The sequence below is a fragment of the Rhodococcus sp. RCBS9 genome, assembly GCF_029457415.1.
GTDB classification, from domain to species: Bacteria; Actinomycetota; Actinomycetes; order Mycobacteriales; family Mycobacteriaceae; genus Rhodococcus_F; species Rhodococcus_F qingshengii.
The window spans coordinates 1,469,122-1,489,737 of the sequence record NZ_CP120422.1; the positions used below are offsets into that span (position 1 = coordinate 1,469,122).

The 20,616-nt window shown below is 61.2% G+C and carries 21 protein-coding genes; 5 read left to right on the forward strand and 16 right to left on the reverse strand.

Annotated elements, in window-relative coordinates; translation table 11 throughout:
• Positions 1 to 45 precede the first annotated feature (45 nt).
• From P0M12_RS06970 to P0M12_RS07000, 7 genes are all read right to left on the reverse strand, one after another.
• A complete protein-coding gene (locus P0M12_RS06970; protein ID WP_007731349.1) occupies positions 46 to 963 on the reverse strand; it encodes a diacylglycerol kinase in 918 nt (305 codons plus the stop codon).
• Complete coding sequence (locus P0M12_RS06975; RefSeq protein ID WP_042452763.1) at positions 960 to 2,540, reverse strand: FAD-binding oxidoreductase; 1,581 nt, start codon at positions 2,538 to 2,540, stop codon at positions 960 to 962. Before P0M12_RS06975 ends, P0M12_RS06970 begins: the two co-directional genes overlap by 4 nt.
• Before the next feature lie 92 nt (positions 2,541 to 2,632).
• A complete protein-coding gene (locus P0M12_RS06980; RefSeq protein ID WP_030535159.1) occupies positions 2,633 to 3,172 on the reverse strand; it encodes a DinB family protein in 540 nt (179 codons plus the stop codon).
• A gap of 154 nt (positions 3,173 to 3,326) precedes the next feature.
• Positions 3,327 to 5,255, reverse strand: a complete 1,929-nt coding sequence (gene htpG, locus P0M12_RS06985) for a molecular chaperone HtpG (RefSeq protein ID WP_054781209.1) — start codon at positions 5,253 to 5,255, stop codon at positions 3,327 to 3,329.
• A gap of 130 nt (positions 5,256 to 5,385) precedes the next feature.
• Positions 5,386 to 6,519 (reverse strand): acyl-CoA dehydrogenase family protein, encoded by a 1,134-nt coding sequence (locus tag P0M12_RS06990; protein WP_193594949.1) that lies wholly within the window; start codon positions 6,517 to 6,519, stop codon positions 5,386 to 5,388.
• 9 nt (positions 6,520 to 6,528) lie between these two features.
• Positions 6,529 to 7,701 carry an acyl-CoA dehydrogenase family protein gene (locus P0M12_RS06995; protein WP_070161812.1) on the reverse strand — a complete coding sequence of 391 codons (1,173 nt, stop codon included), beginning with the start codon at positions 7,699 to 7,701 and terminating at the stop codon, positions 6,529 to 6,531.
• A gap of 28 nt (positions 7,702 to 7,729) precedes the next feature.
• Complete coding sequence (locus P0M12_RS07000; RefSeq protein ID WP_277377544.1) at positions 7,730 to 8,191, reverse strand: MaoC family dehydratase; 462 nt, start codon at positions 8,189 to 8,191, stop codon at positions 7,730 to 7,732.
• A 96-nt stretch (positions 8,192 to 8,287) separates the two neighbouring features.
• On the opposite strand from P0M12_RS07000, the gene P0M12_RS07005 reads away from it, so the two are divergent.
• The gene (locus P0M12_RS07005; protein WP_007731342.1) at positions 8,288 to 8,941 is read left to right on the forward strand and encodes a TetR/AcrR family transcriptional regulator C-terminal domain-containing protein; all 654 of its coding nucleotides are present in this window, start codon (positions 8,288 to 8,290) and stop codon (positions 8,939 to 8,941) included.
• Between the two features lie 6 nt (positions 8,942 to 8,947).
• On the opposite strand, the gene P0M12_RS07010 is transcribed toward P0M12_RS07005, so the two are convergent.
• Positions 8,948 to 9,394 (reverse strand): MarR family transcriptional regulator, encoded by a 447-nt coding sequence (locus tag P0M12_RS07010; protein WP_003940281.1) that lies wholly within the window; start codon positions 9,392 to 9,394, stop codon positions 8,948 to 8,950.
• A gap of 12 nt (positions 9,395 to 9,406) precedes the next feature.
• Complete coding sequence (locus tag P0M12_RS07015) at positions 9,407 to 9,811, reverse strand: EVE domain-containing protein (protein WP_050656414.1); 405 nt, start codon at positions 9,809 to 9,811, stop codon at positions 9,407 to 9,409.
• 145 nt (positions 9,812 to 9,956) lie between these two features.
• Between P0M12_RS07015 and P0M12_RS07020 the strand changes: the two genes are divergently transcribed.
• Both P0M12_RS07020 and P0M12_RS07025 read left to right on the forward strand, forming a co-directional pair.
• Positions 9,957 to 10,634: a TetR family transcriptional regulator gene (locus tag P0M12_RS07020; protein ID WP_277377545.1), complete on the forward strand. Its 678-nt coding sequence runs from the start codon at positions 9,957 to 9,959 to the stop codon at positions 10,632 to 10,634.
• The gene (locus P0M12_RS07025; RefSeq protein WP_275232801.1) at positions 10,631 to 11,551 is read left to right on the forward strand and encodes a TIGR01777 family oxidoreductase; all 921 of its coding nucleotides are present in this window, start codon (positions 10,631 to 10,633) and stop codon (positions 11,549 to 11,551) included. The genes P0M12_RS07020 and P0M12_RS07025 overlap by 4 nt, the downstream gene beginning before the upstream one ends.
• Here the strand turns inward: P0M12_RS07025 and P0M12_RS07030 are convergent.
• Positions 11,509 to 12,477, reverse strand: a complete 969-nt coding sequence (locus tag P0M12_RS07030; protein WP_277377546.1) for an NAD(P)/FAD-dependent oxidoreductase — start codon at positions 12,475 to 12,477, stop codon at positions 11,509 to 11,511. The two genes, P0M12_RS07025 and P0M12_RS07030, sit on opposite strands and share 43 nt — an antisense overlap.
• Positions 12,478 to 12,571: 94 nt before the next feature.
• On the opposite strand from P0M12_RS07030, the gene P0M12_RS07035 reads away from it, so the two are divergent.
• Entirely contained in the window at positions 12,572 to 13,081 is a 510-nt protein-coding gene (locus tag P0M12_RS07035; RefSeq protein WP_277377547.1) for a MarR family transcriptional regulator, read from the forward strand.
• A 6-nt stretch (positions 13,082 to 13,087) separates the two neighbouring features.
• Here the strand turns inward: P0M12_RS07035 and P0M12_RS07040 are convergent, their stop codons facing one another.
• The 6 genes from P0M12_RS07040 to prpD form a co-directional block, all read right to left on the reverse strand.
• Positions 13,088 to 13,561 (reverse strand): MerR family transcriptional regulator, encoded by a 474-nt coding sequence (locus P0M12_RS07040; protein WP_030538051.1) that lies wholly within the window; start codon positions 13,559 to 13,561, stop codon positions 13,088 to 13,090.
• A 10-nt stretch (positions 13,562 to 13,571) separates the two neighbouring features.
• Positions 13,572 to 14,432 (reverse strand): SDR family NAD(P)-dependent oxidoreductase, encoded by an 861-nt coding sequence (locus P0M12_RS07045; RefSeq protein WP_042925046.1) that lies wholly within the window; start codon positions 14,430 to 14,432, stop codon positions 13,572 to 13,574.
• A 60-nt stretch (positions 14,433 to 14,492) separates the two neighbouring features.
• A complete protein-coding gene (locus P0M12_RS07050; protein ID WP_277377548.1) occupies positions 14,493 to 15,275 on the reverse strand; it encodes an enoyl-CoA hydratase in 783 nt (260 codons plus the stop codon).
• Between the two features lie 189 nt (positions 15,276 to 15,464).
• Positions 15,465 to 16,586 carry a bifunctional 2-methylcitrate synthase/citrate synthase gene (locus tag P0M12_RS07055; protein WP_020909098.1) on the reverse strand — a complete coding sequence of 374 codons (1,122 nt, stop codon included), beginning with the start codon at positions 16,584 to 16,586 and terminating at the stop codon, positions 15,465 to 15,467.
• A complete protein-coding gene (prpB, locus tag P0M12_RS07060) occupies positions 16,583 to 17,500 on the reverse strand; it encodes a methylisocitrate lyase (protein WP_042448311.1) in 918 nt (305 codons plus the stop codon). The genes P0M12_RS07055 and prpB overlap by 4 nt, the downstream gene beginning before the upstream one ends.
• The gene (gene prpD / locus P0M12_RS07065; RefSeq protein WP_007732586.1) at positions 17,500 to 19,002 is read right to left on the reverse strand and encodes a 2-methylcitrate dehydratase PrpD; all 1,503 of its coding nucleotides are present in this window, start codon (positions 19,000 to 19,002) and stop codon (positions 17,500 to 17,502) included. Before prpD ends, prpB begins: the two co-directional genes overlap by 1 nt.
• Before the next feature lie 167 nt (positions 19,003 to 19,169).
• Here prpD and P0M12_RS07070 point away from each other — a divergent pair, with 167 nt between their 5' ends.
• Positions 19,170 to 20,591 (forward strand): short-chain fatty acyl-CoA regulator family protein, encoded by a 1,422-nt coding sequence (locus P0M12_RS07070; protein WP_277377549.1) that lies wholly within the window; start codon positions 19,170 to 19,172, stop codon positions 20,589 to 20,591.
• Positions 20,592 to 20,616: the final 25 nt, after the last annotated feature.

The following is a 20,616-nucleotide window of genomic DNA, read 5'->3' on the forward strand; positions in this document are numbered from 1 at the left end:
CGAGAAGTCTGACACCACCGCTACCTAGTGCCCGGCAGAACCGACTCAGATCCGAGTGTGCGTCAAGATGTTGAGCGCCGTGGGAACTGCCTCGATCGTGATGGGCAACGGCCCCACCCGATCACCGTCCGCGTAGGCGATGATGCCCTCGGAGACCAACCGCACCTTCTTCGACCGATACGTCTGCACCGCATCCAAGGAGACGTGAGTTCCCTTGTACACCCGCGGAAACAGGCGCACCAGACGCAACCTCGAACCGTGCCCGACGACGGTCAGATCCAGCAACCCATCAGACTTCGACGCGCCCGGAGTGATGAGCATGCCGCCACCGTACGAGCGGCCGTTGCCGACAGCCACGAGCGTCGCGTCCACCGTGATGACCTCGTCGTCGAGTTCGATCCGGTACGGCAGCGGCTTCATCTTCGCCAACTCGGCGAGCATCGCCAAGTTGTAGCGCATCGGTCCCTTGGGCCACGACATCCGATTGGCCCGTTCACTGACCAGCGAATCGAATCCGCTCGCGATGATCGTTCCCGACCAGACGACGGAACCGTCGGCCAGCGTGATCTTCGCCAGGTCGGACTGCTGCACGACGCCGTCGGCGATCACATCGGCGGCTGCCTCGGGATCGCCTGTGGGAATGCCGAACTCACGGGCGTGATCGTTACCGGTGCCCGCCGGGATGAGCCCGATAGGAGTATCGGTCAACGCGGCAGCCTGCAATCCGATGCTGATGGCACCGTCACCGCCGACCACCACCAGCGCGTCGGTACCCTCCTCGATCGCACGACGGGCCAATTTCTTGGCGTCGTCGGCGTCGGTTCCGATGATCTCGGTGACGGCAACTCCCCGAGCGCGCAGTCGCGCAACACCTTTGCGTCCTGCCGCAGGCGCGTGACCATGTCCCGCCATCGGATTGATCAGGACGGTAACCTTCTCGATCTGACTGCGGGTTTCGGTCACGGAATCAGCTTTCCAGGATTGAGGATGCCGGCAGGGTCCACTGCATTCTTCACTGCGCGAAGGATGTTCGCGCCCAGTTCACCGATCTCGTCCTTCATCCATGGGCGGTGATCGGCGCCGACAGCGTGGTGATGGGTGATCGTGCCACCGGCGGCGATGATCGCATCGCCAGCGGCAGTTTTCGCCTTGTGCCACTGAGCGATCGGATCCTCGGTCTGCGCGCTGACCACGGTGAAGTACAGCGAAGCACCGGTCTTGTAGGTGTGCGAAATGTGGCACATCACGAGCGGCTGAGTCCCCTGCTCGACGAGAGCCTTGGTCAGCGCCTCGGTGACCGAGGAGCGCAGGTTCGCGAGGTTACCCCAGGTGGTTGCCGTCTCGAGGGTTTCACACAGCGCACCGACATCGAGGAGAGCGTCACGCAGATACGGTGCATCGAATCGCCCGTGTTCCCAGCTGTTTCCGGGCTCCTCGCCGAGCGATGTGCCGCCGTGAGCGGTGAGAATTGCTCGGGCCTCCGCCATCCGTTCAGCGGTGTGCGAAGCGGTGCCCTCGTAGGTAGTGATGCCGAGGCAACCACCGGTGAAGGCGTTCTCGCCGATCTTGTCGGTGGTCGCCAAATTCACGCCACTCTCGGCCTCGTCGGACAACCGCAGCACGGTCGGAGCCGATCCTTCCTGGACAAGCTCACGCAATGCAGCTGCGCCGGTGGCGAAGTCGGGGAAGCTCCACCCTTCGCGCACGGTGGTCTCGGGCAGACGGTGAACCCGCACACGCACGTGCGTGATGACGCCGAAGGTGCCCTCGGAGCCGACAAAAAGCTCACCCAGATCGGGGCCTGCAGCGGATGCCGGCGCACGCCCGGTCTCGATCACTCCACTCGGGGTGACAACGGTGAGGCCCTGAACCATGTCCTCGAAGCGCCCGTATCCAGCCGACGCCTGCCCCGAAGACCGGGTGGCGGCAAACCCGCCCAGAGTGGCGAACAGGAAGCTCTGCGGGAAGTGCCCGACCGAGAAACCGTGCTCACGCAGAAGCTCCTCGGCCCGTGGGCCGGTAGTTCCGCCGCCGAACGTCGCAATGCCCGATTCCTCGTCCAACCCGACAAGCTGATCGAACCTGCGCAGATCGAGAGAAAGAACTGCGTCGAACCCGTCACGAATGGGATCGAGCCCGCCGACGACGCTGGTGCCACCACCGAACGGGACCACTGCGATCCGGTTGGCAGAGCAGTATCGGAGAACCTGCTCGACCTCTGCGTCTGTCCCTGGAGTGACGACTGCGTCCGGTGCGTCCTGCGGCTCGACGCTACGACGGCGAAGCAGATCCGGGGTGCTCTTGCCACCGGCCCGAAGGATTCGATCGGAATCCTTGGTACTGACGTACTCGGCCCCGACCAGCCCGGACAGCGCTTCGACATGCGACTGGGCCATAGCGGACGGAGCCACCTGGACGTCTTCGATGGCGAGACGCGATCGAGTCGGTGCGGAGACACCGAGAAATCCGGTCAACAATGATGTGACTGCGTCCGACAGTTCACGCTTCTTGGCCGGATCGCCCCAGGCGTCCCACTGCATCGGCGGTTGCAAGGCAGACTTTTCGGTGCTCATAGACACTAGTGTTACATATTTGTGTGATGTGTAAACATCCCGGTGGATCAATCCATCCATCAACCCATCGTCTTGGAACCGTCGATGGCTTCGCGAAGCATGTCCGCGTGGCCCGCATGCTGGGCCGTCTCGGCGATGATGTGCAGCAATGCGCGCCGCGCTGACCAGCGAGCTCCCGCTTCGAACCACGGCGCCGACGGCAGTGGATGCGAGATGTCGAGGCTGTCCAGCGAGGCCACCAACTCGTCGGTCCTGGCCGCGATCCCCTCGTACTCGGAAACGATGCCTGCCAAGGTTTCACCCTCGACCATGGCGAATTCGTTCGCCCGTTCCTGTTGCATCTCTTCCGACCACTGGGTCGGGTCGAAGTCCCCACCAAGTCCGGCCGGCCCTTCCAGAATGAAGTCGACCCATCCCTTTTCCGCCTGACCCACATGCTTGATCAATCCGCCGAGGCACAGTTCACTCACGGTCGGCCTCGAAGCGGCCTGCTCGTCGGTGAGGTCCTTGACGGTGAAGAGAAGGAATTCACGATGCCGACGCAGGCTCTGGAGGAGATCCGCGCGCTCGCCGGTGACGGTGGTGATCGGTGCGTTCATGATGTTTTCCTTCGCTCGTGGGTTCGTGCCCTGTGAGAACTACGTTAGAAGTTATTGCGGACAGAAACGGTCCTCATTAGAAAACGATCAAGAAAAAACTCCCGGCACCCACCGATGAAGGTGAGTGCCGGGAGTTCGAGCGAGCTAGACGAGATCAGACTGTGCGAGCCAAACGATCGGCCAGCAGGCGCGTGAAGTGCGCCGGATCGCTCAGTTCACCGCCCTCGGCAAGCAACGCCATGCCGTAGAGCAACTGAGCCGTCTCCGTCAGGTTCTCTGCATTGTCATTGGCGGCCTGCGCCTCCCGCAGACCCGAGACAAGCGGATGCTCCGGGTTGAGCTCGAGAATGCGCTTGCTGTGTGGAACAGGCTGACCCGAAGCCTTGTACATCTTCTCGAGCGTCGGAGACATGCTGAACGCGTCGCCGACGATGCAGGCAGCCGACGTGGTCAGTCGCGTCGAGAGACGCGTTTCCTTGATGTCGTCGGACAGGGTTTCGGTCAGCCACGTCAGTAGCGCGCCGAATTCCTTTTCCTTCTCTTCGCGCTCGGCCTCGGCCGCCTTCTTCTCGTCCTCGGTGTCGAGGTCGACCTCGCCCTTGGCGATCGACTGGAAGGTCTTGCCGTCGAAGTCCGAGACTGCGTCGACCCACATCTCGTCCACGGGATCGGTAAGTACCAGAACCTCGAGGCCCTTGGCCTTGAAAGCCTCCATGTGCGGCGAGCTTTCGATGAGGTGACGAGATTCGCCGGTCATGAAGTAGATCTGTTCCTGACCGTCCTTCATGCGCTCCACGTACTCGGCGAGAGTGGTCACGCCCTCTTCACTGTTGGTCGAGGCGAAGGACGAGATGTCGAGCAGCGTCTTGCGGTTGTCGGCATCGGCCATCAGGCCTTCCTTGAGCGCGCGTCCGAACTCGGTCCAGAAAGTCGAGTACTTCTCCGGCTCGTTCGCCTTCATGTCCTTGATGGTCGAGAGGACCTTCTTGGTCAGACGACGACGGATGGCAGCGATCTGCCGGTCCTGCTGCAGAATTTCACGAGAGACGTTGAGCGAGAGGTCTTGTGCGTCGACCACGCCCTTGACGAAGCGCAGGTAATCGGGCACCAACTCTTCGCAGTCGTCCATGATGAAGACGCGCTTGACGTAGAGGTGGATGCCGGCCTTGCGCTCACGCATGAACAGATCGAACGGCGCCGTCGACGGAATGAACAGCAGCGCTTGGTATTCGAAAGTACCTTCGGCCTTCATCGGGATGACCTCGAGAGGCTCGTCCCAGGCGTGGCTGACGTGCTTGTAGAACTCCTTGTACTCGTCCTCGGACACCTCGTCCTTGGAGCGAGTCCACAGCGCCTTCATCGAGTTGATCGTCTCGGTCTCGATGGTGACCTCGGGCTCCTCGCCCTCGGCCGGCGTCGACGTACGAGCGACATCCATGCGGATCGGCCACGCGATGAAGTCGGAGTACTTCTTGACCAGTTCCTTGATCTTCCATTCCGACGTGTAGTCGTGCAGGCCGTTCTCGGAATCCTCGGGCATCAGGTGCAGGGTCACGGAGCTACCCTGCGGTGCCTCGTTCACATGCTCGAGCGTGTACGTGCCTTCGCCGGTCGATTCCCAGCGCGTCGCGTGATCTTCACCGGCACGGCGGGTCAGCAGCGTGACCTTGTCCGCGACCATGAACGTGGAGTAGAAACCGATGCCGAACTGACCGATCAGTTCTTCCGATGCCGCTGCATCCTTGGCTTCCTTGAGCTTACGACGTACCTCGGCGGTGCCGGACTTGGCGAGCGTGCCGATCAGGTCGACGACCTCGTCACGCGACATGCCGATGCCGTTGTCGCGGATCGTGAGGGTGCGCGCCGCTTTGTCGATGTCGATCTCGATGTGCAGATCGGAGACGTCGACGTTGAGGTCTTTGTCCTGGTACGACTCGAGGCGGAGCTTGTCCAGCGCGTCCGAAGCGTTGGAGATCAACTCACGAAGGAAGCTGTCCTTGTTCGTATAGATTGAATGAACCATCAGATCCAGCAGCTGACGTGTTTCTGCTTGGAACTCGAGCTGCTCGGTATGCGCGGTCACTTCGATCCCTTTCTCTTCTCGGACTGATCACAGGAATTTTACTTGACCGCGAATACCGCGGGTCGGCCCCCGCACAGACAAGGGAGGCCACGCGACCTGCGCGTGACCTCCCGTTATCTTCACCACCGATCTACTCGGTGACGTTCACCATCGAATAGTTCGAGACGCCGGCGGCCAGCACCCTGAGGTGATCGTCAGATGCGCCCAAAGTGTGTTCGATGGCCACCAGCCGCGAGACGTAGTGCCCGACCGGATACTCGGCTGTCATACCGATACCACCGTGCATCTGAATTGCTTCCTGACCGATCTGATGCGCGGCGCGACCGACAGACAGCTTCGCTCGCGACGCGATGGTCGGATCGATCACTCCGTCGGCGATGGCCATGGTGGCGTACAGACTCATGCTGCTCGCCAGTTCGAGCGCCACGTACATGTCGGCCGCACGATGAGTCAGCGTCTGGAACTTCGCGAGCGGAACACCGAACTGCTTGCGCTGCTTCAGGTATTCCGTCGTCAGTCGCAGTGCCTCGGTCATGATCCCGATCGCCTCGGCGCACAGAGCTGCCTGCGCCCGAACCTCTGCTTCGACGATCGCGGCCGTGACATCGCCGCCCTCACCAAGTGGTTCGGCCGCGGCATCGGTGAACGTGAACTGCGCACCGCGACGGCCGTCGTGGGTGGCGTACGTGCTCCGTGTGACACCTGGGCCCTCCGCATCCACCAGGAAGAGCCCGGGGCCGCCGCCTGGAAGTGTGGCGCTGACGATCACGACGTGCGCGCTGTCGCCCTGCAGAACTGGGTTCTTGACGCCGGTGATCGTCCACCCCGATCCCTCCTGCGATGCATTGGTCGTGACAGTGGCGACCGGCCAGCGCGTGCCGGGTTCCGTATGCGCGAAGGCCGACAGAGTGGTCCCGTCGCTGAGCGCCGGCAGGAGCCGCGCCCGCTGATCTGCCGAACCAACAGCCGCGATCAAACCGCCGGGGATCAGAACACCACCCAGATACGGCTCGGGTGCAAGCGCGCGGCCCAGTTCGGTCATCACGACCATGGTCTCGACCGGCCCAGCGCCCATCCCGCCGTCGGCCTCCGCGAATGGCAGGCCGAGCAGCCCGAGCTCGGCGAACTGCTTCCACACCGAGGCATTCCATCCCTCGTCAGTGGCCGAGGTGGCGTTACGCTTCTCCGCGTCGTAGCTGCGGTTGAGCAATTCACGCGTCGTGTCGCGAAGCATCGTCTGCTCGTCGTCGAGTTCGAAATTCATGTCAGATGCTCACAATCCGAGAATCGAGGAGGCAATGATGGAGCGCTGCACCTCACTTGATCCGCTGTAGATGGAAACCTTCCGGTAGTTCAGGTAGCGCGGCGCCGCTTGCTGCGCCCACTCCGGCGAGTCGATCTCGACCGTATTCACCGGCAACGAGTCCGGACCCGCAACATCCATCAGCAATTCCGTTGCTGCCTGCTGCAATTCGGAGCCGCGGAGCTTGAGCAGCGAGGACGCCGGGTTCGGCTTGCCGTCTGCCGAACTCGCCACAACTCGCAGTTGAGTCAGATCCAGTGCAAGCAGTTCGTTTTCCAGCTCAGCCAACCGAGCCGCGAACAACGGATCATCGAGGAGGGTGCCGGTTCCAACGCGAACTTCCCGCGCCTTCTCTTTTGCCGTGGCGACAAGAGTTTTGGAGAACCCGACCCGCGTGACGCCCGTGCGTTCGTTGCCGAGCAGGAACTTGGCGTAGTCCCAGCCTTTGTTCTCTTCGCCGACAAGATTCTCCGCAGGGACGCGGACGTTGTCGAAGAACACCTCGTTGACCTCGACGCTGCCGTCGATCAGTTTGATGGGGCGAACCGTGATGCCGGGAGTTGCCAGATCGATGAGCAAGAACGAAATTCCGGCCTGCCGCTTCTGAGCACTGGCATCTGTACGAACCAGACAGAAGATCCACTCGGCGTGCTGCGCGAGAGTAGTCCACGTCTTCTGACCATTGACGATGTAATCCGCGCCGTCACGGACAGCGGCCGTCTTGAGTGAAGCGAGATCCGAACCGGCTTCTGGTTCCGAAAAACCCTGGCACCACCAGATATCGGCGTTGGCCGTAGCGGGGAGAAATTTCTCCTTCTGCTCCTGCGAACCGAAGGCAGCGATAACGGGCCCAACCATGCTCACGTTGAACGGCAACGGGTTGGGTACCGACGCCAACTGCATTTCCTCGGAATAGATGTGGCGCTGAACCGGAGTCCAGTCCTTGCCACCCCATTCGACCGGCCAGTGTGGAACCGCCAACCCGTGTGCGTTCAGAATCTGTTGACCCGCAACGATGTCCTCACGAGTCAGCTTTCCGAATCCGGCTGCACGTGCTCGAAGTTCGGGCGAGAATTCGGTGGTGAAGAACTTTCGCATCTCCTCGCGGAACGCAACTTCCTCAGTGGTCAGTTCGAGATTCATGTGGAGTCTGCTTTCTTCTGGCAGGGTTTCAGAACAAGATTCGCGCGACGGTCTGCGCAACGATGGCAGGTTTGCCCACGCCTTCGATCTCGACGGTGTTGGTGATCTGACTCTGTAGTGAACCGTTCGGCAATTCTTCGATTGCGGAGAGCACTGCGGTATTTCGAACCTTGGCCCCGACTGGCACCGGACTCGGGAATCGAACCTTGTCGGACCCGTAGTTGACGACCATTTCCGCGCCGTCGATGCGATACACGGACTTCGACAGAAGCGGCAGGAGCGAGAGAGTCAGATACCCGTGCGCAATTGGTCCACCGAAAGGTGATTCACGCTTTGCCCTTTCGTCGTCGACGTGAATCCACTGATGGTCACCGGTCGCGTCGGCAAATTGATGGACCATCTCGCGGGTGACCTCGACCCACTCGCTCGAGCCCAGCGTTTCACCGACCGCCCCCAGGAGATCGGACTTGTTCTCGAACACCCGTGTCATCTGATCCTCCACGTTCCCGAACACTGTTAGGTTAATTGGATAATAAACTCACAGTGTAAGGTTGTCCAGTACTTTCAGACGAAAGGGTTCTGGGCGATGGCGCGACCGCGGGTTCCACTACTGAGTAAGCCGATCATCAGGGACACCGCCCTGAAACTGGTGGACGAGCACGGTTTGACCGACTTCTCGATGCGCAAACTCGCCACTGTTCTCGGCGTACAGGCACCGTCGCTGTACAGCCATTACGCCAACAAGGACGAGTTACTCGACGACGTCGCGAACGTCATCATGGAGTCCGTCGACGTGAGCGGCTTCGACTCCGACGATTGGCGCGGCGCGCTACGCACGTGGGCGCGGTCCTACCACGCCGCCCTGGGCAAGCATCCCAATATCGTTCCCTACTTGGCCTACGGTCCGAGCGTCAGGCCCATCGCCCTCGATCGCGCGAACGCCATCCATGGCGGACTGGTGCGCGCCGGATGGCCACAGCGCACGGCAACACTGATCGGCGCTTCCGTCAAGTACGTGGTCATGGGTGCTGCGACGGCGACGTTCTCCGGCGGATTCGTGGACGATCCTGCGATCTACGCCGAGCGTTACCCGCACCTCACGCGAGCACATCTGTTGCGTGAGCGTGCTGCGGAAATCGACGGTGCCAGTTTCGAACTCGCGCTGGAATCCCTACTGGACGGACTGGAAGCCAAATACGCACTGCTGCAGAGAACTACAGAGCAACCTCCTCGAAACTGAGGGTTGTTACCGTCGATCAAGCGCGCCGAGCATCGCGACGAAGGCCGCCTGACGATCCCCCAGAGCGGCGAAGAATTCCCGGTCCGAAGATTCCACCGCGCGGTTCGCCCTGCCGGCCAAGGCCGCACCCACCGGCGTGACGGCAAGCGAGCGAGCACGAGCATCGGTCGGATGTGGACGTCGTTCGACAAACCCCTTGGATTCGAGGGTCCGAATCACCTGTGACGTCATCATCGCGTCGGTGCGCGCGTACTCGGCAAGACCGCGTTGAGTTATCGGCGTCTCTGCATCCAGCCAGGTCAGTGCTGCGAGCAGAACGAACTGCACGTGGGTCAGGTCGAAAGGTCGCAGCGCCGCGCGAATCGAGGCTTGCCAAGCATTGGTGACACGCCACAACATCAGACCGGGACTCTCGTCCGCGTCCTCGAAGTCGGTTTCCAGTTTCTTCGCCACAGCGCCAGTGTGTCAGCTCGTCGTCGAACGCAGAACCTCGACGTCGTTGTCATCCAACGGAATCAAGCCACGCCGGAGTTGATACCCCCAATTCGGTGCCGAGGTCAGCGCCAATCGACTCCGCACATCGCCGAGTGGAACGGGCGTGAACTGCTCGTATCGCACTCGACGCCGAAACGGCTTGAAGCACCCCTCGTCCGCCTGCCAGATCTCACCCTCTTCGATCACACCGAGAGCTGTGAACTCGCGCAACGGATCTCGATCACCAATGGACTCGACCGGCGAATAGTAGACCAGCACGTCACCTGCTTTCATCCGTGCCAATCCGGCTCTCTTTCCGTGCCCGATCTGTGCGATACCGAGATCCACTGCGCGACGCACATGTTCGGCAGAGACAACCCCTAACCAGGCATTCATCGCCGGCCCCCTGGCGAACCGAAAGCACATTCATTCATACATTTAGTATGCGCGCTTATTATATTTCACGCAACAGATCCACTCTTGAACGTGTTCAACTCCAGGGCGTACGCTGCACTTGAACATGTTCAAAGAAGGAGTGTCGATGAGTAGTCGCGGGATCGAGACCAGGGAAAGGCTGGTGGAAACAGCATTGCGGCTCTTCCGCGACGAGGGCTTCGCAGCGACGACCATGCGCAAGATCGCAAATGAGGCAGAGGTCTCGCTCGGGAACGCCTACTACTACTTCGCCAGTAAGGACGAACTGGTTCACGAGCTGTATCTCGTCATCCAACGCGATCACCGCGCTCTGGCGCTTCCACTCCTTCGCGAAGGTGGGTCACTGACAGAAAATCTCAGGATTGTTCTGCACACCGGACTCGATGTCATGGGGCCCTATCACGGCTTCGGTAGCGCGTTTCTGCACGTCGCACTGCCCACCGCATCACCGTCCAGCCCGTTCTCGGCCGAGTCGACCGATGCGAGATCGATGGCCGTCGATCTGATGCGTGAAGCACTGGCGGCGTCGAAGCAGAAGACTCCGGCGTCATTGGAGACCCAGCTCCCCACGCTCTTGTGGCTCAGCTATCTGGGCGTGACGCTGCACTGGGTCACCGACTCGTCTCCGGGGCAAACGCGCACCCGATCCCTGGTCGACGGCCTGGTACCGATCATCGCCAAAGCGCTCACACTCGCCCGGCTGCCAGTGGCACGAGGTCTGGTCGGCGATGTCGCCGCCCTGATGACAAAAGTCGTTTCTGCAGAGGGGAACACAAAACCATGAAGACCGTTGTTGTCTGTGGTGCGTCGGGTTACGTAGGCCAACACCTTCTTCGAACGCTCGAATCCAACGGGGTCGACGTTCGGACGATCGGCCGGGGAGGAACGAGCGATGCCACGTGGTCCGACGAGCACGGCGTCGCCGATGTACTCAGCGGCACGGATCTGCTCGTCAACCTCGCCGGCCGCTCCGTGAGCTGCCGCTACAACAAGCGCAATGCCGACGACATCTTCTCCTCCCGAGTGGAAACGACTGCACTGTTGGGTCGTGCGCTGACCCGCACGCCGCAGCCACCCTCACTCTGGGCGAATGCCAGTACCGGCACGATCTACCGAGACGCACGAGATCGACCGATGGACGAGAAGAACGGAGAGCTGGGTAAGGGATTCTCCGTCGCGGTCGCGCGGGCGTGGGAACACGAATTGTTCTCAGCCCCAACCCCCGTTCGCAAAGTGGCGTTACGAATGTCGATCGTTCTCGGAGCCGGCGGCGGAGCAATCAACCCCTTCGTGAACCTGGCCCGAATCGGTTTCGGCGGAAGAATGGGCGACGGACGACAAATGTTCAGTTGGATACATATCGCCGATGTCGTTCGCTCGGTCATCCACATCTACGAGCATCCGGAGATCTCAGGCCCGGTCAATATCGCATCCCCGTATCCGGTAACCAACACCGACATGATGCGGATGGTACGAGCGAAACTTGGCCGACAATACGGGTTTCCGACGCCGGGCTGGATGCTCGAGTTCGGCGCACGAATCATCCGCACCGAGGCTGAACTGGTAACGAAGAGTCGCTGGGTTTCACCAGGGGTGCTCGCGGACAGCGGCTTCCAGTATCAATTTCCGACGTTGGAGTCTGCGCTGAACCAGATCGCTCAAGAGACCCCGCGAGGGTTGCTTCCGGTTTCACTCGGCTGAAGTTCGGCTGCGATCGCAACCGCTCGCACGATATCCTGCTCGAGCAGATAGTGATTCAGTGCAATCGCAGCCTTTGATCCGGCAGCGGCGGCGGTGATCAACTGCGCCGGAGAATCCGACACATTCCCCGCGGCCCAGGCTCCAGGCACACTTGTGCTGCCTGCAGGATCAGTTACCACCCAACCATTTTCGTCGGCTTCACACCCCAGGTCAGTCAACAGATCGCCTCGCGGAACAAACCGTGGGCCGACAAACACTACGCTTCGCGGAATTACCTGACCGGAGGCCAGTTCGACGCCGTCCAATCTACCATCGCCAACCGACACGCCAGCCACATCGCCTTCGACAATGCGAATCCCCCTGGCAATCAGCCGCTCCCGTTCGGCTCCCGTCAGCTCGATACGGTTGGGAAAGAAGACGACATCCTCCGACCATTGACGCACCAACGACGCCTGATGAATGGTGAACGGCCTATTGCCACCACCGAGCACACCGATCGGGGAATCTCGAACCTCGTACCCGCGACAGTAGGGACAATGCAGAACGTCGACGCCCCAGCGATCTTGCAGCCCAGCGATGTTCGGCAGCTCGTCACTTAACCCAGTAGCAACCAGAACAGTCCGTGCCTCCAGCGACGCAGTCGCGTCGGTTTGCACAAGAAACCCACCGTCGTCCGTGCGCTCGATTCGGATTGCGGTGCCAGTCGTCATTTCGCTGCCGTACTCGAGAACCTCCTTGCGGCCGGCCGCAAGTAATTGCGTAGGACTCTCACCATCCCGCGTCAGGTACCCGTGCAGGTGCTCGGAGACACCATTGCGCGGGTTACCTGCATCGACGATCATCACTCGCCGCCGAGCCCGAGCCAGAACAAGCGCGGCACTCAACCCCGCCGCACCGCCACCGACAATCACCACGTCGAACCTCATGTGCTCCCCCAGTCCGCAGATCGTCCCACCCGAGACGGTGGGCTATTCTGGCAATCTAGCAAATTTGTTTACCGGTTAACAAAGTTGAGGAATCGTGAACGAACCAACACTCCGCTCCCGTACCTGCAACCTCTGGGCCGTAAACAATCCCGACCTCGACACCTCGCCCATGGAAGTAGTCGCGCAACTCAAACGGATTACGGCGCTTCTCGAACTAGCAGTCGAACCGGTATACCAAACCGCGGATCTCACCGTGTCGGAAGTGGAACTGCTTGTGCCACTGCGATACGCCGAGGAACCGGTCACCGCGATTCGTCTCGCCGAACGCCTCGGTATGTCTCGGGCCGGGGTCAGCAAGGCACTCGCGCGACTCGAGAAGCGAGGACTCGTCTCCCGCACAAGCAATCCCGAAGACAGGCGATCTGCACTGATCACGATGACGGTCCAGGGAAACGCTGTCGTCGACGACGTCTTTCCTCGCGAACTCGCCGCTCACGGTGAATTGTTCACCCAACTCGGCCGGGACCGGGGGAAGGTCCTTGCCGCACTCGAGCGACTGGCAGTATCCATGGAAAGTGGGCTGAATCGAATGCCGGGCAAGTAATCGGGGTTACTCCTGCTCTCCGGTCCGCCCGCCGTACGTCGCAATCTTGTACTCCGTCGCAGCCAAAGACAACGTGAGCTCCTTGATCTGCCGACGAACGGTGTCCCGGTGTTCGAGCAGCATGTCGAGCCTCTCCGGAACTGTCCCTTCACCGGCGTCGACCAGTTCGACGTAGTGCTGCAGGTCGCGAATCGCCATACCCGAGATGCGCATGCGGGTCAGAAACACCAGCCTGCGAACAGATTCCGGACCGTACACACGATGTCCGCTCGAGTCACGATCGACCTCGACCAGACCGATCTTCTCGTAGTAGCGCAGCGTATGTGCCGAGACATCCAGCAGGTCCGAGACTTCGGCGATCGACATCGGCTCCTGAACGTCCCCTGCATCGACGAGTCGGTGAATCACCTCGATCGACATTGGCCCGTCCACTTCCCCAAGTGCCTCGAGTGCCTTACGCATCAAGTCTTCCGTAGCCATGACTCTCAGCCTAGAACGGGCGGACAGGGCCGGCAGCATCCGCGAAGTCTGCACTGCGAGCCAGGTCGGCCCAGACGCATACCTCGGCGAGATTCTTCCGATACGACGCGGAGACACGCTCCACGGCTTCCTTTCCGAGTGGCAGACGAAGTGGCACATTCTCGCTGTGCACAAGCGAGGTGATGATCTCTGCTGCTTTCTCCGGATCACCCTCCTGAACACCGTCTGCGGCCGCCATGTCCCGCAGAACGGGATCCAGCAAATCACGGTATTCCGATGATGATTCGGCGAAGCTCAGAACGCCAGGCGTGTTGAATGCTGTACGGAATCGGCTGGGCTCGACGATCATCACCCGAACGCCGAACTGCGCGACCTCACCGGCGAGAGCCTCCGACCAACCCTCGAGAGCGAACTTCGACGCCGAGTACGCCCCGACACCGGGAAACGACATACGGCCGCCTTGACTGCTCATCTGCACGATCGTCCCGCTGCCCTGCACTCGCATCGACGGGAGGACGGCGCGCACCAACGCGGCGGGTCCGATCAGGTGCAGTTCCATGAGATCCCGCAAGGTCGAATCGTCCACCATCTCCGCCGCGCCGACCATCCCACGACCGGCATTGTTGACCAGCACGTCGATGCGACCGAAGCGCTCGAGCGCATATTCGACGACGCCCGGAGCCGCTGCGGTGTCTCTGACGTCGAACGTCACCGCCGAGAACCGATCCGGATTCGCCGACGCAATATCTGCAACGGACTCGGGACGACGAACTGCAGCGACTACCGCGTCCCCCGATCGAAGTGCAGACAGTGCGAGTTCACGGCCGAAACCCTGAGAAACTCCAGTGATGATCCAGGTCTTTGTTGTCATGGTCGGCAACGCTAGGGGTTAGAGCGCGCTCCAACGCAAGCCTGTGGTTCTACCGCCGAACTACACGCCGGCCCAGAGCGGTCGTTCTCCGCGAAGGAAACCGTCGACGCCGGCTTTGAAGTCGTCACTGCTGTAGATCATGCTCATCAGATCATCGTTGTCGGCAATCACTCGGGTTCTGATGCGCCGCAGGGACTCCCGAATAGTCCAGACGGTCATCGGGGCGGCGGCAAGTAGATCGCGAGATACCTGGGCAGTCAGGGTCGCGAACTCGGACTCTGTTGCACAGTCGCTGAGGAAGCCGCTCCGCAGAGCCTCGCCACTCGCCATCACCCCAGCCCGAGCGATCAACGACATCAGACGCGAACTGCCGATCCTGTCCGCCAGCAAAGCCACGGAATGGATCGACAACGAGTTTCCGAGTGTGCGCGCGATCGGTAGGCAGAAGCGTGACCCCTGCGTCGCGATCCGCACATCGCACGCTGCCGACAGCAACAGCCCTGCTCCCGCGCACACACCGTCGATGACCGCGAGGGTGGGAACCCTCACTTTCTCGAGTTCGGTCAGTACGCCGACGAACCGGCTTTCGTAGTCGAGCCCGTCGTGAAAGCTCGAGAAGGTTTGAAAGTGGCCAATGTCGGAGCCCGCCGAGAACGCCTCTCCCCCAGCACCTCGGAGAGTGACTAACCGAATCTCGCGGTCGGAGTCGGCGCGCCGGCAGGCTCCGGCAATGGCGTCGTACATCTGCGGGGTCAATGCGTTGCGCTTTTCCGGCCGGTTGAACACGACGTCGAGGGTCTCGCCACGACGGATGATCAAGATTTCTTCGTGCGTTTCAGTCATGACACTCACGTTATTTCCGGTAGAGAAAAGTCGAAACACATTGCACTTGAATATCTTTGCGAATTCTCGATGCAAAGTTGCAGATAGTGCGAACGGAGAAGCGTCGACGAGGCCAGGAGACGGTGATGCCAGAACCGAACCTCGCCGACGCAGTATCAAAGGGGTGTCATGCCACGACAGCAAAAAGTGTCATGCCACGACTGTGCGCTGTGGCACGCCCGAATACTGGCTCAGCGGCCTGATCAGTGCATTCGACTGCCCCTGCTCGATGATGTGCGCCGTCCATCCGGTGATGCGGCTCATCACGAAGATCGGCGTGAACATCTCGACGTCGAAGCCCATGAGGAAATATGCAGGGCCCGTGGGGAAATCGAGATTCGGCTTGATTCCGGTGGCACTGACCATGGTCTTCTCGAGGATCTCGTACATCTGCACCCACTTCTCGCCGTCGGTCGCTGCCGCGACGTCGAGGAGGGCCTGCTTCATGGTCGGAACACGCGAATCACCGTTCTTGTAGACGCGGTGACCGAAGCCCATGACCTTCTCCTTGGCAGCCAACTTCTCCGACATCCAGGCTTCGGCGCGGTCGGGGTCGTCGATCTCGAGCATGTCGTGCATGACAGCTTCGTTTGCACCGCCGTGCAACGGGCCCTTGAGCGTGCCGATAGCAGCGGTCACTGCGCTGTAGATGTCCGAAAGTGTGGACGTCACAACACGAGCGGCGAACGTCGAGGCGTTGAAGGAGTGCTCCGCGTACAGGATCAGCGAGACCTCGAAGGCCTTCACGATCGCCGGCTCCGGAACAGCACCGAAGCACATGTTCAAGAAGTTTTCGGCGAAACCCAGGTCCGACTGCGGCGCGATGGGATCCTGACCGCGCCGGCGGCGGAAATCGGCTGCGACGATGGTCGGCAGCACAGCCGTCATCCGCAGCGCCTTGGCCAGATTGGCCTTCTCCGAGTTGTCGTCCTCCGCCGGATCCTCGGCGCCGAGGTAGCTGATCGCCGTGCGGACAACATCCATGGGGTGGCAGTTGTCCGGCATCTTGGTCAGAAGCGAGAGCAGTGAGCGGTCGGCACGACGGGCCGCACGCTCACGCAGACAGAGCAATTCGAGCTGCTCGGGAGTCGGCAGTTCGCCGTACCAGAGCAGGTGCGCAACTTCTTCGAAGCTGCAGTTCGCGGCAAGGTCCTGCACTGCGTAACCGCGATACGTCAACGAATTCGTCTCGGGCACTACCTTGGAGATAGCCGTCGTATCGACGACAACTCCGGCCAAGCCCTTGTAGATCGTCGGAATCTGTTCGGTCATGTCCTACTCCCCTCCAAGCTGAAATTGAAAATGCCACTGTCGAATTCGTTGTAGCGCTCGTACTCGAGAATCTCGTACAACCTGCTGCGATGCTGCATTTCGCCGAGCAGTCCTTCTTGCGTGCCCTCCGCAAAAATCTCGCGCAGACCCTTTTCGATAGCGAACATCGCCAGCCGAAGGGTGGTCACGGGGTAGATGACGGCGTTGAAACCGATCTCTTCCAACGTCTTCGCCGAAATGAGATTCGACTTCCCGAACTCGGTCATGTTGGCGAGGAGCGGAGTGTCGACCGCTGCGCGGAACTTCTCGAAGTCGGCCTCGGTGGCAAGAGCTTCGGTGAAGATCAGATCGGCACCGGCATCCACATAGGCCTTTGCTCGCTCGATCGCCGCGTCGATACCGTCGATTCCGGCAGCATCGGTGCGCGCGCAGATGACGAAGTTCGGGTCACGACGCGCCGACACTGCAGCACGAACACGGCGAACCATGTCTTCGGTGGGCACAATTGCTTTGCCGTCGAGGTGCCCGCAGCGTTTGGGGTTGATCTGATCCTCGAGGTGCAGACCGGCTATTCCGTCGTCCTCGAAGATCGTGACCGTGCGGGCCGCGCTCATAGGTTCACCGAAACCGGTGTCGGCGTCGACGAGCGTCGGGAGGTCCGTGACGCGCGCGATCTGCTTGCTGTGGCCGGCGACCTCGGTCAAGGTGGTCAGTCCGATGTCGGGAAGCGCCAATCCGGCGGAGTACGCACCACCTGAAACGTAGACACCCTCGAACCCGATTTCCTGAATCAGTCTGGCTGTCAGCGGATTGATTGCACCCGGGAGTCGTTGAATCTTTCCGGACGTCAGCCCCGCCCGGAAGGCAATCCGCTTGTCGGCTGCAGACGTCGCTGCTGCGATGAGGCCCGACATCAGAAAAGTCCCTTGGCGACCTTGGGAGCCCGAGCGAGAACGTCTTCGGAAACGGTGAAGGTCAGCTGATCGAGTTCGCCTGCCTTCAATTCGGCGGTGCGCTGAGCCGCATCGAGGAAGCGGTCCTGTTCGCTCGGCTCGATGACGCCCTCGGCGAGGGTGCGGAATTTCGCGACGTACTGATCGCGAGCGAACGGACGTGCGCCGAGCGGGTGCGCATCGGCCACCGCAAGCTCGTCGACGATGACTTCGCCGCTCTTCAAGGTGATCTCGGCGCGAGCACCGAAAGCCTTCTCGTCCGGATCCGTCGAGTGGTAACGGCGTGTCCATTCGGGATCTTCGCGCGTGGAGATCTTGTTCCACAGCTCGATCGTGTCCGCGCGCTGTGCACGCTCGGACGCGTAGGAATGTTCGTGGTGCCACGTACCGTCCTGTAGCGCAACGGCAAAGATGTACATCACCGAGTGGTCGAGGGTTTCACGCGAGGCGGTCGGGTCGAACTTCTGCGGATCGCCGGAACCGGTGCCGATGACGACGTGGGTGTGGTGGCTGGTATGCAGGACGATCGAGGCGATCTGGTCGAGATCACCGACACGAGAACGCATTCGGCGAGCGAGGTCGATCGGCGCCTGGCTCTGGTACTCCGCGGAGTGTTCTTTGGTGTACGAGTCGAGGATGGCGCGCTTCGCCTCACCCGAACCGGGCAGCGGAACGTGGTACTCCTTGTCCGGGCCACCGAGTAGCCAGGCGATGACGCCGTCTTCGCCTTCCCAGATCGGTGACGGTGCGCCCTCACCGCGCATCGCGCGGTCGACCGCCTCTACGGCAACCTTGCCTGCCAGCGCAGGCGCGTACGCCTTCCAACTGGATATCTCGCCCTTGCGGGACTGACGTGTCGCCGTCGTGAGGTGCAGCGCCTGGCCGATTGCCTGGTAGACCGTCTCGGTGCCCAGGCCCAGCAAAGTTCCGATACCTGCCGCAGCCGAGGGGCCGAGGTGTGCGACGTGGTCGATCTTGTGCTCGTGCAGGCAGATAGCCCGAACCAGGTCGATCTGGATCTCGTAGCCGGTCGCCAGACCACGAATCAGGTCTCGACCGTCACGGCTGGTGTGCTGAGCGACGGCGAGGATCGGCGGGATGTTGTCTCCGGGGTGCGAGTACTCGGCGGCGAGGAACGTGTCGTGGAAATCGAGTTCACGAACCGCGACACCGTTGGCCCAGGCGGCCCATTCAGGCGAGAACGTACCGGGGATACCGAACACGGTGGAGCCCGGCGTATACGGATGCGACTGTGCTTGCGCCCGCGCATTCACCACGGGACGGCGCACCAGGGAAGCTGCGGCAACTGCCGCGTTGTCGATGATCCGGTTGACGATCATGTCGGAAGTGGCGTCGGTGACGTCGACGGAATCCGTCGCAACTTCCGCGATCTTCCACGCGAGGTGGTCTTCCTTGGGGAACTCTTCGGCAGAGCGGTGAGTGCGTACGAGATGCGTCTTCATCGGTCCTCTTCTCACGTTCTTCGGTATCTATTTGCACGCTACGCAGCTCATTCACCTCGGGATAGGCCCTCGCAATTGCCTATTTGTGCAATGACAATGCTGCGATGTTGCGAATGTTGCGAATAGCTTCTCGGTAGGGTGAACGCGATCGGCACCGAGGAGATTTGATGAAGAAGATGTACGCGGGAGCGCGGCTGCGACGGCTGCGGGAGGAACGAAACCTGTCACAGTCCGCACTGGCGAAGGCACTCGAACTCTCCCCCAGCTATGTCAATCAACTGGAGAACGATCAACGACCGCTGACGGTGCCCGTCCTTCTCAAGCTCAACGCCGAGTTCGATCTCGACGTGCAATTGTTCGCCTCCGATTCCGACGCACGCCTGGTTGCGGACGTTCATCACGCCTTGGCCGAAACTTCGGAATCTGGAGACGTATCTCTGGCCGAGGTGGACGAATTGGTGGCCCGCATGCCGGCGGTCGGACGCACCCTCGTGATGTTGCACCGCCGCCTTCACGCCGCGACAGAGCAGTTGGACCAGTTCTCGACGCAGTTGTCCGGCGAACCAGCGTCCGATGTGTCACTCGTACCGATGCCCTACGAGGAAGTTCGGGACTTCTTCTACGACCGAAAGAATCACATCGCCGTTCTGGACGACGCTGCCGAGCAGATGTTCCTGGACAACGGATTGTCCGTGGGCGCAGTGGATTTGCAACTGGCACGACTACTTCGCGATCAGCACGGCGTCACCGTGACGATCCGTACCGACGAACCCGACAAGCTCGGCCCCAAGCGTTACTACGATCCGAACAAGTCGGTCCTCACACTCGCCCGTCGTCTGTCGGCAGGACAACGCGCGTTCCAGATCGCAATGCAGTTGGCCTTCTTCACGCAGGCCGACGTGATCGATTCCCTTGTCGCCGAGGATGAATCATTGAGCGCCGAGTCCGCAGCGCTGGCTCGCGTCGGACTCGCACACTACTTTGCCGGCGCACTGCTACTCCCGTACACCCAATTCCTGCAATCCGCTGAGGCCTTGCGGTACGACATCGACCTGCTCAGCCTCAAGTTCGAGGTCGGCTTCGAGACAGTCTGCCACCGGTTGTCCACTCTCCAACGACACGGCCAACGCGGCATCCCTTTCTTCTTCGTCCGAACCGATCGCGCCGGAAACATCTCGAAGCGTCAGTCTGCTACCGCCTTTCACTTCTCCAGAGTCGGAGGCAGCTGCCCGCTGTGGGTCATCCACGAGGCATTCGCGAGCCCAGGTCGCATCCTCACTCAGGTCGCGAAGATGCCCGACGGCCGGACATACCTCTGGGTGGCGCGCACTACCCACAGCGGCGGACTCGGGTACCTCGCACCCGAGCGCAACTTCGCCGTCGGACTCGGTTGCGACATCGGCTACGCCGATCGCATGGTCTACTCACACGGAATTCAGACGGACGACCCCGCGACCATCGTGCCGATCGGCGCGGGGTGCAAAGTCTGTGACAGGCCAGCGTGCTCTCAACGCGCCTTCCCCCAACTCGGCCGCTCGATCTCCGTCAGTGAGAACAGCAGCAGCCACCTTCCGTATCCGCAACAATAGGGCGCAAACAATAGGGCGCACCGAC

Excerpts from the sequence above, each read along its gene's own strand:
- prpB (WP_042448311.1), bottom strand. The coding sequence starts at position 17,500 with ATGTCGGGCCTCATCGCAGCAGCGACGTCTGCAGCCGACAAGCGGATT.
- P0M12_RS07070 (WP_277377549.1), top strand. The coding sequence starts at position 19,170 with ATGAAGAAGATGTACGCGGGAGCGCGGCTGCGACGGCTGCGGGAGGAA.
- P0M12_RS06980 (WP_030535159.1), bottom strand. The coding sequence starts at position 3,172 with ATGAACGCACCGATCACCACCGTCACCGGCGAGCGCGCGGATCTCCTC.
- P0M12_RS06990 (WP_193594949.1), bottom strand. The coding sequence starts at position 6,519 with ATGAATTTCGAACTCGACGACGAGCAGACGATGCTTCGCGACACGACG.
- P0M12_RS07045 (WP_042925046.1), bottom strand. The coding sequence starts at position 14,432 with ATGACAACAAAGACCTGGATCATCACTGGAGTTTCTCAGGGTTTCGGC.
- P0M12_RS07025 (WP_275232801.1), top strand. The coding sequence starts at position 10,631 with ATGAAGACCGTTGTTGTCTGTGGTGCGTCGGGTTACGTAGGCCAACAC.
- P0M12_RS07030 (WP_277377546.1), bottom strand. The coding sequence starts at position 12,477 with ATGAGGTTCGACGTGGTGATTGTCGGTGGCGGTGCGGCGGGGTTGAGT.
- P0M12_RS06975 (WP_042452763.1), bottom strand. The coding sequence starts at position 2,540 with ATGCAGTGGGACGCCTGGGGCGATCCGGCCAAGAAGCGTGAACTGTCG.
- P0M12_RS06995 (WP_070161812.1), bottom strand. The coding sequence starts at position 7,701 with ATGAATCTCGAACTGACCACTGAGGAAGTTGCGTTCCGCGAGGAGATG.
- P0M12_RS07040 (WP_030538051.1), bottom strand. The coding sequence starts at position 13,561 with ATGGCTACGGAAGACTTGATGCGTAAGGCACTCGAGGCACTTGGGGAA.
- P0M12_RS07020 (WP_277377545.1), top strand. The coding sequence starts at position 9,957 with ATGAGTAGTCGCGGGATCGAGACCAGGGAAAGGCTGGTGGAAACAGCA.
- P0M12_RS07055 (WP_020909098.1), bottom strand. The coding sequence starts at position 16,586 with ATGACCGAACAGATTCCGACGATCTACAAGGGCTTGGCCGGAGTTGTC.
- prpD (WP_007732586.1), bottom strand. The coding sequence starts at position 19,002 with ATGAAGACGCATCTCGTACGCACTCACCGCTCTGCCGAAGAGTTCCCC.
- P0M12_RS07000 (WP_277377544.1), bottom strand. The coding sequence starts at position 8,191 with ATGACACGGGTGTTCGAGAACAAGTCCGATCTCCTGGGGGCGGTCGGT.
- P0M12_RS07005 (WP_007731342.1), top strand. The coding sequence starts at position 8,288 with ATGGCGCGACCGCGGGTTCCACTACTGAGTAAGCCGATCATCAGGGAC.
- P0M12_RS07015 (WP_050656414.1), bottom strand. The coding sequence starts at position 9,811 with ATGAATGCCTGGTTAGGGGTTGTCTCTGCCGAACATGTGCGTCGCGCA.
- P0M12_RS07050 (WP_277377548.1), bottom strand. The coding sequence starts at position 15,275 with ATGACTGAAACGCACGAAGAAATCTTGATCATCCGTCGTGGCGAGACC.